The sequence below is a fragment of the Dysgonomonas sp. HDW5A genome (assembly GCF_011299555.1).
In the GTDB taxonomy this organism is placed as follows: Bacteria; Bacteroidota; Bacteroidia; order Bacteroidales; family Dysgonomonadaceae; genus Dysgonomonas_A.
In genome coordinates this window covers 2230575-2247900 of the sequence record NZ_CP049857.1, presented here as the reverse complement: position 1 = coordinate 2247900, position 17326 = coordinate 2230575, and the positions used below count along the sequence as shown (strand labels likewise).

At 37.2% G+C, this 17326-nt stretch carries 14 protein-coding genes; 9 read left to right on the top strand and 5 right to left on the bottom strand.

Features of this window, described 5'->3' with window-relative positions:
* Positions 1–29: 29 nt before the first annotated feature.
* Complete coding sequence (rnr, locus tag G7050_RS09265) at positions 30–2177, bottom strand: ribonuclease R (RefSeq protein ID WP_166114345.1); 2148 nt, start codon at positions 2175–2177, stop codon at positions 30–32.
* 273 nt (positions 2178–2450) lie between these two features.
* Between rnr and G7050_RS09260 the strand changes: the two genes are divergently transcribed.
* From G7050_RS09260 to murI, 9 genes are all read left to right on the top strand, one after another.
* Positions 2451–3638: a DUF418 domain-containing protein gene (locus tag G7050_RS09260; protein WP_166114342.1), complete on the top strand. Its 1188-nt coding sequence runs from the start codon at positions 2451–2453 to the stop codon at positions 3636–3638.
* A gap of 38 nt (positions 3639–3676) precedes the next feature.
* On the top strand, positions 3677–4684 hold the full coding sequence (locus G7050_RS09255) for an NAD(P)-dependent oxidoreductase (RefSeq protein WP_166114339.1): 1008 nt from the start codon (positions 3677–3679) through the stop codon (positions 4682–4684).
* Between the two features lie 106 nt (positions 4685–4790).
* Positions 4791–6515 carry an ABC transporter ATP-binding protein gene (locus G7050_RS09250; protein ID WP_166117685.1) on the top strand — a complete coding sequence of 575 codons (1725 nt, stop codon included), beginning with the start codon at positions 4791–4793 and terminating at the stop codon, positions 6513–6515.
* Positions 6515–8281, top strand: a complete 1767-nt coding sequence (locus G7050_RS09245; RefSeq protein ID WP_166114336.1) for an ABC transporter ATP-binding protein — start codon at positions 6515–6517, stop codon at positions 8279–8281. Before G7050_RS09250 ends, G7050_RS09245 begins: the two co-directional genes overlap by 1 nt.
* A 274-nt stretch (positions 8282–8555) precedes the next feature.
* On the top strand, positions 8556–9023 hold the full coding sequence (rimP, locus tag G7050_RS09240) for a ribosome assembly cofactor RimP (protein WP_166114333.1): 468 nt from the start codon (positions 8556–8558) through the stop codon (positions 9021–9023).
* Between the two features lie 2 nt (positions 9024–9025).
* Positions 9026–10282 (top strand): transcription termination factor NusA, encoded by a 1257-nt coding sequence (nusA, locus tag G7050_RS09235; protein WP_166114330.1) that lies wholly within the window; start codon positions 9026–9028, stop codon positions 10280–10282.
* Positions 10283–10398: 116 nt separating this feature from the next.
* Positions 10399–13353: a translation initiation factor IF-2 gene (gene infB, locus G7050_RS09230; RefSeq protein WP_166114327.1), complete on the top strand. Its 2955-nt coding sequence runs from the start codon at positions 10399–10401 to the stop codon at positions 13351–13353.
* A gap of 198 nt (positions 13354–13551) precedes the next feature.
* Positions 13552–14082: an OmpH family outer membrane protein gene (locus tag G7050_RS09225; protein ID WP_166114324.1), complete on the top strand. Its 531-nt coding sequence runs from the start codon at positions 13552–13554 to the stop codon at positions 14080–14082.
* Positions 14083–14127: 45 nt separating this feature from the next.
* On the top strand, positions 14128–14967 hold the full coding sequence (gene murI, locus G7050_RS09220) for a glutamate racemase (protein WP_166114321.1): 840 nt from the start codon (positions 14128–14130) through the stop codon (positions 14965–14967).
* Between the two features lie 97 nt (positions 14968–15064).
* Here the strand turns inward: murI and G7050_RS09215 are convergent, their stop codons facing one another.
* From G7050_RS09215 to queD, 4 genes are all read right to left on the bottom strand, one after another.
* Positions 15065–15370, bottom strand: coding sequence for a T9SS type A sorting domain-containing protein (locus G7050_RS09215; protein ID WP_166114318.1), 306 nt, complete (start codon positions 15368–15370; stop codon positions 15065–15067).
* 76 nt (positions 15371–15446) lie between these two features.
* Positions 15447–16361: a ribonuclease Z gene (locus G7050_RS09210; protein ID WP_166114315.1), complete on the bottom strand. Its 915-nt coding sequence runs from the start codon at positions 16359–16361 to the stop codon at positions 15447–15449.
* Positions 16358–16939: a 7-carboxy-7-deazaguanine synthase QueE gene (locus G7050_RS09205; RefSeq protein WP_166114312.1), complete on the bottom strand. Its 582-nt coding sequence runs from the start codon at positions 16937–16939 to the stop codon at positions 16358–16360. Before G7050_RS09205 ends, G7050_RS09210 begins: the two co-directional genes overlap by 4 nt.
* Entirely contained in the window at positions 16929–17282 is a 354-nt protein-coding gene (gene queD / locus G7050_RS09200) for a 6-carboxytetrahydropterin synthase QueD (protein ID WP_166114309.1), read from the bottom strand. Before queD ends, G7050_RS09205 begins: the two co-directional genes overlap by 11 nt.
* Positions 17283–17326 lie beyond the last annotated feature (44 nt).

The following is a 17326-nucleotide window of genomic DNA, read 5'->3' as shown; positions in this document are numbered from 1 at the left end:
ATTTAGCCTACAAAATTAGAAAAATCATTTCAGTCTACAATAGTGAAGTCCAATTGCTTTCTTTCAAGATTGGTTCTAATAACTTTCACATTGATTTCGTCTCCCAGACGATACTCTTTTTTACTGCGGCGACCTCTCAAACAATAATTCTTTTCATCAAATTCGTAGAAATCGTCATCCAGCTCACGCATAGGTACCAATCCTTCGCATTTGTTTTCTTCAATTTCGGCATATACGCCCCATTCGGCAACACCCGAAATTACAGCCTTAAATACACGCCCGATTTTATCCGACATATATTCCACTTGTTTATATTTGATAGAAGCACGTTCGGCATTTGCAGCCAATTGCTCCATATCCGAACAATGCTTACATTCGTTTTCGGTTTGTTGTTCACTCACACTGCGTCCACCCTCCATATAAAGAGTCAACAAACGATGCACCATCATATCTGGATAACGACGTATGGGCGATGTAAAGTGCGTATAATAATCGAACGCAAGTCCGTAATGACCTATATTCGATGTAGAATATACAGCTTTAGCCATAGCACGGATAGCAATCGTTGATATCAGGTTTTCTTCGGGTTTGTCATGCACATCATCCAACAATTGATTGATTGATTTTGCAACCGCCGAATTACTTCCGTCTATTTTTACTTTATAGCCAAAGCGACGTATAAATTGAGACAGACTTTCCATCTTCTCAGGATTAGGCACATCATGTATACGATATACAAATGTCTTTGCTTTCTTTCCTTTAGGAACTTTACCGATAAATTCTGCTACTGTTTTATTTGCCAGCAACATAAATTCTTCAATCAGTTTATTAGAATCTTTTTGCTCTTTAAAATATACACTTAAAGGTTTTCCGTCAGGATCGATCTCGAAACGAACTTCTTCACGTTCAAAACCAATAGCTCCATTTTCGAAGCGTTTTGCCCGTAATTTCTTGGCTAACTCATCCAATTTCAAAACTTCGGCTTTGAAGTCTCCTTCGCCGGTTTCGATAATCTCCTGAGCTTCTTCGTAAGTAAAACGTCTGTCCGAATTTATAACGGTACGTCCAATTCTATATTTCTTTATTTCAGCATTATCATTCAACTCAAAAATGGCTGAATAACAAAGTTTTTCTTCATTGGGTCGAAGCGAACACAATCCGTTACTCAATCTTTCGGGTAACATGGGAATTGTACGGTCAACCAGATAAACTGAAGTTGCACGCTCCTCGCCTTCTTTATCAATAATGCCCCCGGGAGTTACATAATGCGTAACATCGGCAATATGCACGCCGATTTCCCAGTTTCCATTCTCCAATTGACGGATCGAAAGAGCATCATCAAAGTCTTTCGCATCACGAGGGTCAATAGTAAATGTAGTAACCGAGCGGAAGTCTTCACGTTTAGCAATTTCTTCTGCTGTAATTACATCCGATATTTTTTCAGCCTCAGCTGTTACATTCTCAGGATACTTGTAGGGTAAACCAAACTCCGCCAAAATAGCATGCATCTCAGCATTATTAGTTCCTGCTTCTCCAAGTATATCTAATACTTCTCCTACGGGATTTTTAGCACGTTCGGGCCATTCTACAATTTCCACCAGTGCTTTATCTCCTGTTTTACCGCCCATCAGTTTTTCTCTGGGGATAAAAATATCATTTGCCAGAATTTTACTATCCATTTCAAGGAATGCAAAATGCTTTTGAACATTCAACGTTCCCACAAAACGGGTTTGCTTTCTTTCAAGTATTTCTATAATTTCTCCTTCCGAACTTTTGCCTTTACGCTTTGCCAGCATCTGAATACGTACTTTATCGCCATTCATGGCATGTGCCGAATTGCGTTCGGCTACAAATACATTTTCGCTGCCATCCTCGGGTACAAAGAAGTTTTTCCCATTACTTCTTCTTTCGAATTTTCCGTCAAGAAGTACTCCTCTGGTGTTCGATTTGTATTTCCCTTTACTTGTTTCTATAATAAAAGCATCCTCAACCAGATCTTCAAGCACCGTCATTAACATTAAACGCTCGGGTTGTTTCTTGATACCGATTTCGGCTCCTATCTGCTTGTAGTTATAAGAATTACTGGTGTTATTATTGAAAAAGCTGACAGTTGCAGCAATTATATCGCTTTTTTTCCTTCTGGGTGTGGTCTTTTGAGGTATTTTATCTTTACTCATACAATGTGTATTCTATTAAGGTCTTAAGACCTATTTTAATTATTCGGATAAGCTATTTATATACAAAAACGTTTATTAAACAGCTTATTTCCCTTACTTATAAATACAAATATAATCATTCCGATTTATTCTGACTTACAATCGTATACAAAGTCTATGTAATTTTGCAGAATTAGCTAGATAGATTTTAATTTAATATATTTATCCATCCTTTTCAAACCAAAGTTCAAAGTTCAATGCTTTATTTTTCATAATCTTAAAAGACCATTTTTCATGCAGCAAGAAATACTCGGAAAAACACCTCGAATAGAATTGGTTGATGCTTTACGTGGATTTGCCGTAATTGCCATAGTATTAATCCATAGTGTGGAACATTTCATCTATCCTGTTTACCCCGATCCATCGACACAGCCCGAATGGCTGAACATTTTAGACAAAGGAGTTTACAGTGTCGTTTTTTCTTTGATTGCCGGGAAAGGTTATGCTATTTTCTCCATCCTGTTCGGATTCACCTTTGCCATACAGTTTAAGAATCAGCAAAGCAAAGGCAACGATTTTGGTATTCGTTTTTTATGGCGACTACTTCTTCTTGCGGGGTTTGCCACACTCAACGCCATGTTTTTTCCGGGAGGAGATGTCTTACTTTTATATGCAATAGTAGGAGTTATTCTCTTTATTGTCAGAAAATGGAACGATAAGGCAATCTTTATTTTTATGATTATACTTTTATTGCAACCTATGCAATGGTTTTATTATATATCGGGGCTTGTCAATCCGGCTTTCGTCTTACCCGAACAGATGAATAGCGATCTTTATTCTCAGATTATAGAAATCAATAAAAGTGGTGAATTTCTGCCCTTCATTTGGGCAAATATTACTACAGGCCAATTAGCGAGTTTCTTATGGGCTGTAGAAGGTGGACGTTTTTTACAAACAGGAGGCTTGTTTCTTTTAGGCTTACTAATTTCGCGCCGACAATTATTTCTCTCAACACCTGATAACATAAAATTCTGGACAAAAACTCTTATCGTATGTGCAGTTCTTTTTGCCCCCGTATATCAACTAAAAGTCGAATTATCTGATCCGGCTAATACTCCATTTATAATAAATACAATTGGAGTAATGTTTGATATGTGGCAAAAACTATTGTTTACCTTTGTACTCATAAGTTCATTTGTGATTGTTTATCAGAAAGAGGCATTTCAGCGAAAAATTTCGTGGTTCAGAGTGTACGGAAAAATGAGCCTTACCAATTATATATCTCAATCGCTTATAGGGGCATTTATATTTTTCCCCATCGGATTAAATCTTTCTCCTTATTGCGGTTATACAAACAGTTTGATTGTAGGATGTATTATTATTGCCTTGCAGTTACAATTCTGCAAATGGTGGCAGAAATCTCATAAACAAGGACCTCTTGAAGGATTATGGCACAAATTGACTTGGTTGGGACAAAAATAAAGGTCGCAGACCTTTCTAATTTAGCATTACTAAATTAAATGAAAAAAATAATAATTACAGGAGCCAGCGGTTTTATTGGAAGTTTCTTAGTGGAAAAAGCCCTAAGTCTTGGTTTTCAAACATGGGCTGGCGTCCGCAAAAGCAGCAGCAGAGAATATCTGCAAGACAGCAATATCTTATTCATAGAACTTAACTTCGGTAATAAAGAAAAGCTGATCGAGCAGCTAAAAGAATTCAAAAGTAAATTCGGAAAGATTGACTATGTTATCCACAATGCAGGAATAACCAAGTGCCTCGATCCGAAAGATTTTGACATCATCAATTATCAAAATACAGTAAACTTTATAGAGGCATTAAAGGAAGCTGATTGCGTCCCCGACAAATTCCTCCTGATGAGTAGCCTCAGTGCTTTTGGTTTAGGGGATGAAATAAATTACACTCCTATCAAAATAACCGATACCCCGCATCCAAATACGGCTTATGGAATCAGTAAACTAAAAGCGGAACAGTATCTACAGAGTACTACCGACTTTCCGTATATGATACTTCTCCCAACAGGAGTGTACGGACCTCGTGAGAAAGACTATTTTTTGATGCTGAAAACCGTAAAATCAGGACTGGATGTAGGTGCAGGATTCAAACCACAACATCTGACATTTATATATGTAAAAGATTTGGTCGATGCCGCCTTTTTAGCATTGGAAAGTCCTCTCAAAAACAAAAGCTATTTCGTAACAGATGGAGATGTGCACACTGACAAAGAATATACGGCTCTGGTAAAAAAAGTACTGGGAAAGAAACATGTCTTAAGTATCAAAGTGCCACTTTTCATTTTAAAGCTGATATCTGTCATAGCAGAGGGTATCTCTAAGATAACTAAAAAGCCATCGACACTCAATCGTGACAAATATAAAATAATGAAACAGCGCAATTGGGAATGTGACATTGAACCTTTGGCACAAGATTTGCATTTTACTCCACAATACAACCTCGAACGTGGTTTAACAGAATCGGTAAATTGGTATAAAGAAAACGGTTGGTTGTAATAAAACAAGGCAAGGGGTGTATTGCATACGTCCGACCAATAAAAATGATTTCACAAACGGGTGTGTACAATAAGCCCCTACGATGAAAAAACTTACAAGCACTGAAATGAAGAAGTACTGGCAAATTTTAAAGAAATACAAACTTAGTCTGGCAATCAGCCCATTTCTTGTTCTCATTTTTGTACTATGTGAGACAGTGCAGCCTTTGCTTATGGCTAAGATTATCGACAATGGTGTTATGCCACGCGACCTTTCGGTTATTACTCGTATCGGAGGCTATATGATACTGACCTCAGTGGCAGGATTAATCGCCAGCATTTTTAACATCTATGTTTCATCACGTACATCCATTGGATTTGGGACAGATCTCAGAACCGAATTGTTTAACAAGATACAACAACTGTCATTTTCAGATATAGACCGCTTCAATTCTGCGTCTTTGATCACACGCCTAACAAATGACATTTCCAAAATTCAGCAAGTGATACTTATCTCTATGCGAATTTTGTTACGCTCGCCGCTCATTCTTTTTCTGGCAATCTTTTTTGTCGTAAAGATAAATGCCGACTTAGCATTGGTGCTTATCGGCATGATCCCCGTATTAAGTATCAGCATCTATCTTATATTGAGAAAAGGGTTTCCTTTATTTATAAAAGTACAACAGAAGGTAGACCACCTGAACAGCATCATCCGCGAGAATCTGATCAATATAAGAGTTGTAAAATCGTTTGTCAGAGAAGATTTCGAAACCAAGAAATTCGCCAACAGCAGCGAAGACTTACGGGATATGGTTATACGGGCTTCCAATATTGTAGTTTCGGTATTTCCCCTTATGCAACTGGTAATGAATATATCTATTATCCTTATTCTATGGATTGGAGGACAAAAAATAGTATCGGGAAATCTAAAAGTAGGTGAATTGATATCCTTTGTTAATTATCTGTCCCAAATACTTATGTCGTTAATGCTTCTTTCGATGACTATTATGGCATTTGCACGGGCTTCGGCTTCATCAAAACGTATCCTCGAGGTTATGGACACCGAGCCATCATTGACTAATACTCCCGAAGGTTTGCAAAACAAGCATAAGATAGAAAAAGGCGAGGTAGTTTTTCAGAACGTCTCTTTCCGTCATTATGCCGGAGAAAACGATGTCCTGCGAAATATCAATTTTCATGTCAGACAAGGAGAAACAATTGCCATTGTAGGAGCTACAGGGTCAGCTAAAAGTTCCATGATACAGCTTATTCCCCGATTATACGATGCCACATCGGGCAAAATTTTAATTGACGGGATAAATGTCAAAGATTACAATTTAGATGAGTTGCACTCAAAAATAGGGATGGTTCTGCAAAAAAACGAATTATTCTCCGGAACAATTATTGAGAACCTAAGATGGGGAAAACCCGATGCCACAGATGACGAAATTGTACAGGCAGCCAAAGCAGCCGAAGCCCATGATTTTATCATGTCTTTTTCGGATGGATACAATACGAAGTTAGGACGTGGAGGCATCAATTTATCGGGTGGGCAGAAACAACGTATCTGTATTGCCCGTGCATTACTCCGAAAGCCTAAAATATTGATCCTTGATGATAGTACAAGTGCTGTGGACTCAGATACTGAACAGAAAATAAGGACTAATCTGAATACCACTCTACGAGACACTACGGTACTTATTATTACACAACGAATCAACACTATGCAATCGGCAGACAGGGTAATCGTTCTCGAAGACGGGGAAATAGATGCAGTAGGCAAACCATCTGAACTGATGGAAAAATCGAAAGTATATCAAGAAATATACAATTCACAACAATTAGCATTCTGATGGCACACGGAGATCATTCAAAACCTATAGAGAAAGCAAAAGAAGGAAAAAAGACTTTTCTTCGGCTTATGTCGTATCTGTCGTGCGACCGCAGCCTCTTATATATCATAGCCTTCTTGATCGTAGTAAGTATTATATCAAGCTTGCTAGGTTCGTATATGCTTCGCCCGATTATTAATGACTATATCATACCGGGAGATATACCCGGATTATCCAAAATACTGCTACTACTTGGTGTTATTTATTTAGTGGGAGTGGTGGCTACCTATATCGAATATCGTTTACTTAATAAAATAGGACAACGGACTGTCACCCGTCTTCGGATGGATTTATTCAAGAAGATGGAAATATTACCTATTAAGTATTTCGATACACATCAACATGGCAACCTAATGAGTCGATATACCAATGATATTGACAAGATCAGTGATGTTTTGACCGATAGTTTATCTGACCTTTTATCGAGTGCATTAACTCTTATCGGGATATTTATTCTTATGATTTATATCAGTCCGATACTGACATTGGTAACGATGATTACAGTTCCACTTATGTTTCTGAGTGCTAAACTGATTGTAACACAAAGTAAGAAATACTTCAAAGCTCAACAAGAAGATCTGGGTGCAGTAAACGGATACATCGAAGAAATGATCAGTGGTCAGAAAGTGATAAAAGTATTCGGACACGAAAAGAAAGTGGAGGCAGACTTTGACACATTAAATCAAAGTTTAAGAGGAAAAGCAGAAAAGGCACAATTATATTCGGGAATGATGATGCCCATTATGCAAAACTTGAATACTCTCAATTATGTAATCATCACAATTGTTGGAGCACTGCTTGCCATATTCAGAGGATTTGATGTTGGTGGACTGGCTGCTTTCCTTCAATATTCGAGACAATTCGGACGCCCAATCAACGAACTTGCCAGCTTATACAACAACATACAGGCTGCAATAGCCGGAGCCGAACGCATTTTCGAAGTAATAGATGAAGCTTCCGAACCGGAAGACAATCCAGATGCCATCACCCTTACAAACATAAAGGGTAATGTTACTATGCGAGATGTTTACTTCGGATACAAGCCCGACAAATTAATTCTAAAAGGAGTTTCCATAGAAGCAAAGTCAGGAGAAAAAATTGCATTGGTAGGAACTACAGGAGCAGGCAAGACTACTATATTAAATATGCTTCCCCGTTTTTTCGACATCAAATCGGGTGAAATTACTATCGATGGCATTTCGACAAAGGATATGAAACGTGAAAACCTGAGACATTCAATGGCTATTGTTTTACAGGATACCCATTTGTTTACGGGAACGGTTCGTGAAAATATCCGCTTCGGTCGATTAGAGGCTACAGATGAAGAGGTAGAAGAGGCAGCTAAATTAACCGCTGCTCATTCCTTCATCAAACGCCTTCCGCATGGATATGATACTATGCTGGAAAATGACGGTGCGAACCTGAGTCAAGGACAACGTCAATTACTGAATATCGCAAGGGCGGCAGTTGCCAATCCTGCTATTCTGCTTTTAGATGAAGCAACCAGCAACATAGATACTCGAAGTGAATTACTTATCCAAAGAGGACTCGACAAATTAATGGAAGGAAGAACCAGCTTTATAATAGCTCATCGTCTTTCTACCGTTCGCAATGTAGACAGGATTCTGGTGCTTGAACAAGGGCAGATTATCGAACAAGGCAGTCACAAAGAACTACTCGAACTGAAAGGAAAGTACTATTCTCTTTACGAGGAGCAGTTCAAATAAGATTTTAGACCTTTTGATTTATTCGTAAGCATTTTAAGCTCACAGAACTATTCGTTGATTTGATAAGTAATACAGCAATAAACAGCTATACCCTTAAAGTAAATCATTAAATATTTTCTGTGAATAAGACGACTTAAACTCGAAACAAATTGATTCTAAGATAAAAAAACACCAAAATTTGCAATAATAAATATTTTGCACTATATTTGCATTCATATTAAAGGGAGGAGGAGGCTAAAGCTTTCTCCTTTTTCATTCGTTGATACAAATACAAATGATTGATAAGTCACAAATACGAGATATAGCTGAAGACTTTTTGCTTAACTCTGATATATTTTTAGTTGAGGTAATTATAAGACCCGGGAATATTATCGTAGTAGAGATTGACAGCAAAGAGGGAGTCAGTATTGAGAATTGCATTGCACTAAGCAAACATATAGAGTCGAAACTTGATCGTGAAGCGGAAGATTTTGAACTCGAAGTAGGTTCAGCCGGAGTAACATCCCCCTTCAAAATAATTCGACAATACGAAGTAAACATAGGCAATGAGGTTGAGGTTTTAACTAAAGGAGGACAAAAAATAAGCGGAGAGCTCAAAAGTTGTGATGATACCCAATTTACGGTAACTATCACAAAAATGGAAAAACCCGAAGGAGCTAAACGCAAAATAGCTGTCGAAGAAGATTTGTCTTTCAAATACGATGAAGTAAAATATACAAAATATCTAATCAGATTTAAATAACTATGGCTAAGAAAGAAGTTATAAGCATGATTGATACCTTTTCAGAATTTAAGGACCTGAAAAATATCGACCGTATGACAATGATAAGCGTTCTTGAAGACTCATTCCGCAATGTTATTGCAAAAATGTTTGGGACAGACGAGAATTACGATGTCATTATCAATCCTGACAAAGGAGACTTGGAAATCTGGCGCAATCGTACGATAGTAGAAGATGATGAACTGGAAGATCCAAATATCGAAATATCTCTTTCGGATGCTAAAAAAATAGATGAAGATTTTACTGTAGGCGAAGATGTTACCGACGAGGTTTTCTTCGAAGATTTTGGACGTAGAGCAATCTTAAACTTACGCCAAACCCTAGCTTCAAAAATTCTTGAACTTCAAAAAGATAGCCTTTATAATAAATATAAAGAAAAGATCGGAGAGATTGTTTCCGGAGAGGTTTACCAAATCTGGAAAAAAGAAATCCTTCTTTTAGATGACGAGAAAGAAGAACTTTTGTTACCTAAAACAGAACAAATCCCAAGTGACTTCTTCCGCAAAGGAGAACACGTAAGAGCTGTTGTTGAACGAGTTGACAATAAAAACAACAATCCAAAGATTATTCTTTCGAGAACTTCTCCTGTATTCTTGGAAAGATTATTCGAACTGGAAGTTCCCGAAATAAATGACGGATTAATAACAATAAAAAAAATAGCACGCATACCAGGCGAAAGAGCTAAAGTTGCTGTAGAATCGTACGATGACCGTATCGACCCGGTAGGAGCTTGTGTAGGTATGAAAGGATCACGTATACATGGTATAGTTCGTGAGTTGAGAAACGAGAATATCGACATTATCAACTACACATCCAACATGAACCTGTACATACAGAGAGCGTTAAGCCCGGCTAAAATCACCACCATCAAATTAAATGAGGAGGATAAAAAAGCGGAAGTATTCTTGCGTCCGGAAGAAGTATCTCTGGCAATTGGTAAAGGTGGATTAAACATCAAATTGGCAAGTATGCTAACAGGCTATACTATTGATGTATATCGTGACATAGACGAGGTTGATGAAGAAGATATCTACTTGGATGAATTCGGAGACGAAATCGACGAGTGGGTAATCGAACAACTGAAGAAACTCGGATATGTTACAGCAAAGAACGTTCTAGCTGCTACTAAAGAGACAATCGCTAAAGAAGCCGACCTCGAAGAAGACACAGTTGATGAGCTTTTTGCTATTTTACGAGCAGAGTTTGAAGATGAAGAATAACTCTTATTTGGTAATTCTATGATTTCTTAATACTTTTGTATAGTTTAAGTATTTGAGGGAAGCTCAAAAATTTATTCTTTTCAGCCTGTTCAATTTTCATGATTTAAAAAAAACGTATGTCTATAAGATTAATTAAAGTTTCAAAGGATTTGAATGTAGGGATCAATAGTCTTGTTGAATTCCTGCAGAAGAAAGGCTTTGCTGTCGAAGCAAATCCTAATACGAAGATTGACGATGAACAGTATGACCTTCTTGTGAATGAATTTGGCAAAGACAAGAAAATTAAACTCGCCTCTGATAGAAACAAAGAGTTACAAAAGGAAAAGAGAAAAACATCTCAATCGGAGTCTTCGGAAGACGAAGAGGAGGAGGATGTACCTCAGCCAAGCAAGAAAGGTGAAGAGATTAAGATAATTATCCCGGAAGATATAAAACCACATATTCAGATTGTTGACAAAATAGATTTGGACAATCTAAACAAAAGCAAAAGTTCAACTTTGACAAAAGAAGAAGCGAAAGTAGAGGTAGTTGAACCTCTTCATATCGAAAAAGAAGAAAGCAAACCTGTAGCTCAAAAAGTAGAGTCAGAAAAGCAGGAAGAGACAATTTCCGAAAAAACAGAAATTGAAAATACAGTAAAAGCAGCTGAAAAGGTGGTTGAAGAACCCAAAGTTGTTGAGCCTGTTATTGAAGCTAAAGAAGACAATAAAGTTATTGAAAATGAAAGTCCGGCAGAAGCAAATCAAAGCCCTGCAGGAGAAGATGATGATGTATTCCGCTTGAATAATCCGGCGATAAAATCAAACATCGTAGTAAAAGGTACTATTGACCTGAGCGCTATCAATGACAAAACTCGTCCTGCGAAAAAGACAAAAGCTGAGAAGAGAAAAGAACGCATCGATAAAGAATTATCCGATAGCAAGAAAGTAAAAGAGAATACAGTAAAGCTTCTGAAAAAAGAAAGTGTTGACGAACAAAAGAAAACACTGAAACTTGACGATCCGGACGATCCGGCTAGAAAGAAAAGAGCCCGTATCAAAAAAGGAAAAGTTGATATTGAAAAAGGTATAGCTGCACCAGGAGCAACAACAAGCCCACATCTTCAAAAAGATAACAAAGCTAAACATGCAAGCCCACGCAGACCAATACTTACACCTAAAGCAGCTGTAAGCGAAGAAGACGTACAAAAACAGATCAAAGAAACCTTAGCCCGACTAACCAGTAAGGGAGGAAAAGCCAAAGGTGCTAAATATCGTAAAGAAAAAAGAGACGCTGTTTCTCAAAGACAACAGGAAGAACTCGAATTACAAGAACAAGAGAGCAGAATTCTTAAGATTACCGAATTCGTAACAGCTAATGATTTGGCTAATATGATGAATGTTCCGGTAATTAAAGTTATCTCCACTTGTATGAGTATCGGAATGATGGTATCTATCAACCAACGTTTGGATGCCGAAACGATTAATATCGTTGCCGAAGAGTTTAACTTTAAGACCGAGTACGTAAGTGCCGAGGTAGTTGAAGCAATCTCTGAAGAGGTAGATAATGAAGAGGATTTGGAACCTCGTGCACCAATTGTTACCGTAATGGGACACGTTGACCATGGTAAAACTTCATTATTGGATAGAATCCGTCAAACTAACGTTATTGCAGGTGAAGCAGGTGGTATCACTCAGCACATCGGGGCATATAATGTTAAGCTTAAAGATGGCAGACCAATAACATTCCTTGATACTCCCGGTCACGAGGCCTTTACAGCGATGCGTGCACGTGGAGCTAAAGTGACGGATATTGCTATTATTATTGTTGCAGCTGACGACAACGTTATGCCTCAAACAATAGAAGCAATTAATCACGCAGCAGCAGCAGGTGTACCGATGGTTTTTGCAATCAATAAAATAGATAAACCAGGAGCAAATCCCGAAAAAATAAAAGAAACTCTTGCAAACATGAACTACCTTGTAGAATCATGGGGTGGAAAATACCAATCGCAAGAAATTTCAGCCAAACAAGGTATAGGCATTGATGAGCTTTTAGAGAAAGTATTATTGGAAGCCGAGCTTCTTGAACTAAAAGCCAATCCTAATAAGCGTGCAACAGGTTCTGTTATTGAGTCTTCTCTGGACAAAGGACGTGGTTACATCTCCACAGTACTTGTTCATAACGGAACTTTAAAACAAGGTGATATCGTTTTAGCAGGAACTTATTTTGGTCGTGTAAAAGCGATGTTTAACGAACGTAACCAAAGAATCGATGAAGCCGCACCGGCTGCACCGGCATTAATCTTAGGATTAAACGGAGCGCCTCAGGCGGGTGATATGTTCCACGTTTTAGAATCGGAACAAGAAGCCAGAGATATTGCAAGCAAACGTGAGCAATTGCAACGTGAGCAAGGATTACGTACTCAAAAAATACTTACCCTTGACGATATAGGTCGCCGTATTGCTATCGGAAACTTCCAACAATTGAATGTGATTGTGAAAGGTGACGTGGATGGTTCGGTTGAAGCACTTTCAGACTCTTTAATACGTCTGTCTACAGAAGAAATTCAAGTGAACGTTATCCACAAGGCAGTAGGAGCTATCTCCGAGTCGGATATTACACTTGCAGCAGCATCTGATGCTATTGTAATCGGGTTCCAGGTACGTCCATCGGTAGCAGCAAGAAGAATTGCAGAAAAAGACGGAGTAGAAATTCGCTTATATTCTATCATCTACGATGCGATTGAAGAAATCACTTCGGCAATGGAAGGTATGTTATCTCCGGATATCAAAGAAGAAATTACTGCAAACGTTGAAGTACGCGAAGTATTCAAAATCACTAAAGTCGGTACAGTTGCCGGTTGTATGGTGAAAGAAGGTAAGATTAAACGCTCAAACAAGATACGTATCATCCGCGATGGTATCGTTATTTACTCCGGAGATTTAGGCTCATTGAAACGTTTCAAAGACGATGTGAAAGAAGTTGCATTCGGATATGAATGTGGATTGAATATTCACAATTATAATGACCTGAAAGTAGGAGATATAATTGAAGCCTTTGAACAAATTGAAGTAAAGAAAACATTATAATAAAAAAGATTTTATTATATTTGTAACCATAACCTAAGAACCAATTGATAGTTGTAACCAAGCAATCATGCCTTGATCGGTGGTATCCCACAAAATATACCACCGAAAACACAACAACTATCAATCAGGTACGACGGTGACAATCAAGAAATCTACGCTAAGTCTATATTAACCATTCAATAATATTAACATTCTATTATGATGGCCAAAAGAATATTTCTTTCTGCATTATTCATTATATCAATAGTCTTCATCAATAATATATCAGCTCAAACATCTGATAAAATTGCTTATATAAACTCTATTGAATTATTGGAAGTAATACCGGGAAAAGTTGCAGCATCTCGCTCTATTAGTGATTTGAATCAGAAATACAAGGACGAATTAGCTGTAATGCAAAACGATTACAATAATAAGTACACCGATTTCTTAGCCAATCAAAATAAATTAGCTGAAAGCATTAAGCTTAGACGTATGCAAGAACTATATGAATTGGAACAAAACATAAACCGATTCATGAAAGTAGCTCAGGAGGATGTAGAAAGCCAAGAAGCACAATTGATTGCCCCTCTTAAAGAAAGACTTAAAGAAGCAGTTAATCAAGTAGGTATTGAGCAAGGATTCACTTGCATATACGATATGGCAAATCCTACAATTGCATTTATAACCCCCAATGCGATAGATGCAAACCCAATGGTAAAAGCTAAACTACAGCAAACACGAAGATAAATACCCAAACTTCTTAAATGTCTCTATTCGAAAAGAGGCCTATTTATGAAAAAAGAACTTATTCCAGGACCAATAGGAGTATTCGACTCAGGATACGGAGGATTAACTATACTTTCTGAAATACAGAAATTACTTCCCCAATACGATTATATTTATTTAGGAGATAACTCCAGAGCTCCTTATGGAACAAGATCCTTTGATGTCGTTTACGAATTCACCAAACAAGCCGTTTTAGCCCTCTTTGATCAAGGATGTAACCTTGTTATACTGGCATGCAATACAGCATCAGCAAAAGCGCTCAGAACGATACAGCAGAATGACCTACCCTATATAAACCCGAACAAAAGAGTACTCGGAATAATACGCCCTACTGCCGAAATTATTGGTAATATTACCAAAACACGCCATATTGGTATTGTAGGAACTCCGGGAACAATACAATCCGAATCATATTCAATTGAGATAAGTAAATTACACCCAGATATTATAGTAAACTCCCATGCATGCCCTATGTGGGTACCCATTGTTGAAAACAATGAATTCAACACGGAAGGTGCTGATTATTTTATAAAGAAAGATCTGGATAGTATTCTTAATTCGGATAAGGAGATTGATACACTTATATTAGGATGTACTCATTACCCGCTTTTAATCAATAAAATCAAGCAATACGCACCATCAGGGCTACAAATACTATCACAAGGTACATATGTTGCAGAGAGCCTTGAAAACTACCTCAGCCGTCATCCTGAAATAGAGGATTCTTGTACTAAGAATGGTAATACTCAATACTACACAACAGAATCTGCATCCAAATTCAAAGAATCTGCATCCATATTTCTAAATAAGGAAATAGAAGTAAAAAGAATTAATATCGAGGGATAAATATTAAGTAATTTAGAATACTTAAATCAGTATAACTATAGATGTGGATTCTTTAGACAAAAGGTATAAGAATGTAGAATGTATAGAAATTAAATAGTTATTTAACTACAACTTTCTTTGTTACATTATCGGACTTGAGGATATAATATCCTTTGGGAAGATTTACACGATTAGAATTTGTACCACTATTCACATTGAAAGTCATGACTTTAGTACCTAAAATATTAAACACCTCTATGGTACCATCTTGAGGAAGGTTTTCCACAACAAACTTTTCTCCATTAATAGTCAACTCAACTCCCTGTTTATCAGAATCGAACGCATCTTTCCTATCTTGAGAAAATCCCAATATCGGTAGAGCAAAAAGAATTGCCAGAATTAATATTTTAGTTATATTCTTCATCTGTTAAATTAGATACATACAAATGTAACTCTTTTTAGTTAAATCAAGTATTAAATGTGATTTTTTTTTCAGACAATTATAATTTTTCTAATAATAATTCGTTAGCAAGAATAGTATTAGGAAAAATCTTCACTGCTTCCTCTAAAAACAAGGTATCATTGGAATATCTTGACGAGTAATGACCAAGCATTAATTTCTTTACATTTGCTTTTAAGGCAATTTCGGCCGCTTGCCCGGCAGTCGAATGTCGAGTCTCCTTTGCTCTGGCTTTATCCTCTTCCAGAAAAGTAGATTCGTGATATAACAAATCCACATCTTTTATTATCGGAATAATACTCTCCTTATAGGCCGTATCAGAACAAAAAGCATATTTGCGAGAGGGATTGGCGGGCTTAGTCAAGCGATTATTAAGTATAACTTGACCTGTTTCGGTTAAATAATCAGCTCCTTGCTTGATTCTAGCCAGCTCTTTAATGGGAACATTGTAGAATTTAATAGCCTCTGCGTCCAGATGCAGATCATTCTCAGCTTCTTCAAACAAAAAGCCGGCACAAGGCATCCTATGATCCAAAGGAATTGTACTTACGGTTAAAGATCTATCCTGATATATGACAGTATTCTTTGTATGGTCAAAAGCCTTTATAATAACCTGAAATGATAGATCTCTACAATAAAAATCCAGCTGTGGACGCAAGATTCTTTCTAAATCGGCAACCGCATGAATAGTTAAATCTCCGGTTCGACCCAGTAATCCCAATGTTGAGATTAGTCCTATCAAACCAAAACAATGGTCACCATGCAAATGCGATATAAATATCTGATTTAAGCGATTAAAACGTAAACGAGCCCGTCTAAATTGCAATTGAGTCCCCTCACCGCAATCAATCATAAATAATTTCTCGCGAACATTTAAAACCTGAGATGTTGGAACATGCTGCATGGTAGGCAAAGCTGAGCCACAACCGAGAATATTTAATTCAAACTTATTCATTCGATATGTATCAATTTATGCACTTGTAAACTCAAACTCCAAGCCGGATTTTCTTTCACCAGATCAACGCAGTAATTAACATTCTCCAAATTGATCTTATCACCATCAAATATAGGACTGACAAAATATTTATCCGCCTTTGGAAATAGTGATATATCGGGTAGAACGTTACCAACTTCAAGAGGTATACGGATTTCATTGACAAAAGGAATCTTCTTTCGGATATCCTCATACTTCAATTTAGGACTGCAAGTTATATAATCAATCTGAGAAGGAACTCTCCGCGTGCCGTTTGTTTCTATAGCCTGCTTATATCCTTTCTCTCTAAAGAATGCCGCATGAGCCTCCTTTAATTGAATAGTAGGCTCGCCGCCTGTCCATATAATCCATTTACATGGATACATAGCAATAGCATTAGCTATTTCATCCAAAGACATATCATCCCCTTCTGCAAAATCGGTATCACAGAAAGAACAGGCAAGATTACATTGAGTTAATCGAATAAATATGGAGGGCTCTCCTACTCTACCTCCTTCACCTTGCAATGAATAAAATATCTCATTTACATTAAGCTTCATAGATAGCAGATGTTTTAGGAGTTTCCGAAACCTCAACAGCATAAATCTGAGGAATTTCTTTCACGAAAATAGTATATAATTCACGAGCCATATTCTCGGCTGTAGGATTTACCGAGAAAACATCATTCAGATGTCTGTGATCTAAATTATTATCTATATACTCTTTTACAACTTTCAATTCTCTATAATCCTTTACAAAGCCAACCTCATTCAAAGATTCAGCCTTCAGATAAACTGTCACAATATAATTATGACCATGCAATCTTGAGCAGGGATGATCTTCGGGAAGCCCCTCTAATATATGGGATGCTGAAAAAGCAAATTGTTTACTAATTTTATACATAATTTTTTTATAATATTTATTGCTACACACTGAATAATCATAGC

What these genes read in the sequence shown, in the direction of transcription:
- rnr (WP_166114345.1), bottom strand. Translation starts at nt 2,177, where the DNA reads ATGAGTAAAGATAAAATACCTCAAAAGACCACACCCAGAAGGAAAAAA.
- G7050_RS09260 (WP_166114342.1), top strand. Translation starts at nt 2,451, where the DNA reads ATGCAGCAAGAAATACTCGGAAAAACACCTCGAATAGAATTGGTTGAT.
- G7050_RS09255 (WP_166114339.1), top strand. Translation starts at nt 3,677, where the DNA reads ATGAAAAAAATAATAATTACAGGAGCCAGCGGTTTTATTGGAAGTTTC.
- G7050_RS09250 (WP_166117685.1), top strand. Translation starts at nt 4,791, where the DNA reads ATGAAGAAGTACTGGCAAATTTTAAAGAAATACAAACTTAGTCTGGCA.
- G7050_RS09245 (WP_166114336.1), top strand. Translation starts at nt 6,515, where the DNA reads ATGGCACACGGAGATCATTCAAAACCTATAGAGAAAGCAAAAGAAGGA.
- rimP (WP_166114333.1), top strand. Translation starts at nt 8,556, where the DNA reads ATGATTGATAAGTCACAAATACGAGATATAGCTGAAGACTTTTTGCTT.
- nusA (WP_166114330.1), top strand. Translation starts at nt 9,026, where the DNA reads ATGGCTAAGAAAGAAGTTATAAGCATGATTGATACCTTTTCAGAATTT.
- infB (WP_166114327.1), top strand. Translation starts at nt 10,399, where the DNA reads ATGTCTATAAGATTAATTAAAGTTTCAAAGGATTTGAATGTAGGGATC.
- G7050_RS09225 (WP_166114324.1), top strand. Translation starts at nt 13,552, where the DNA reads ATGATGGCCAAAAGAATATTTCTTTCTGCATTATTCATTATATCAATA.
- murI (WP_166114321.1), top strand. Translation starts at nt 14,128, where the DNA reads ATGAAAAAAGAACTTATTCCAGGACCAATAGGAGTATTCGACTCAGGA.
- G7050_RS09215 (WP_166114318.1), bottom strand. Translation starts at nt 15,370, where the DNA reads ATGAAGAATATAACTAAAATATTAATTCTGGCAATTCTTTTTGCTCTA.
- G7050_RS09210 (WP_166114315.1), bottom strand. Translation starts at nt 16,361, where the DNA reads ATGAATAAGTTTGAATTAAATATTCTCGGTTGTGGCTCAGCTTTGCCT.
- G7050_RS09205 (WP_166114312.1), bottom strand. Translation starts at nt 16,939, where the DNA reads ATGAAGCTTAATGTAAATGAGATATTTTATTCATTGCAAGGTGAAGGA.
- queD (WP_166114309.1), bottom strand. Translation starts at nt 17,282, where the DNA reads ATGTATAAAATTAGTAAACAATTTGCTTTTTCAGCATCCCATATATTA.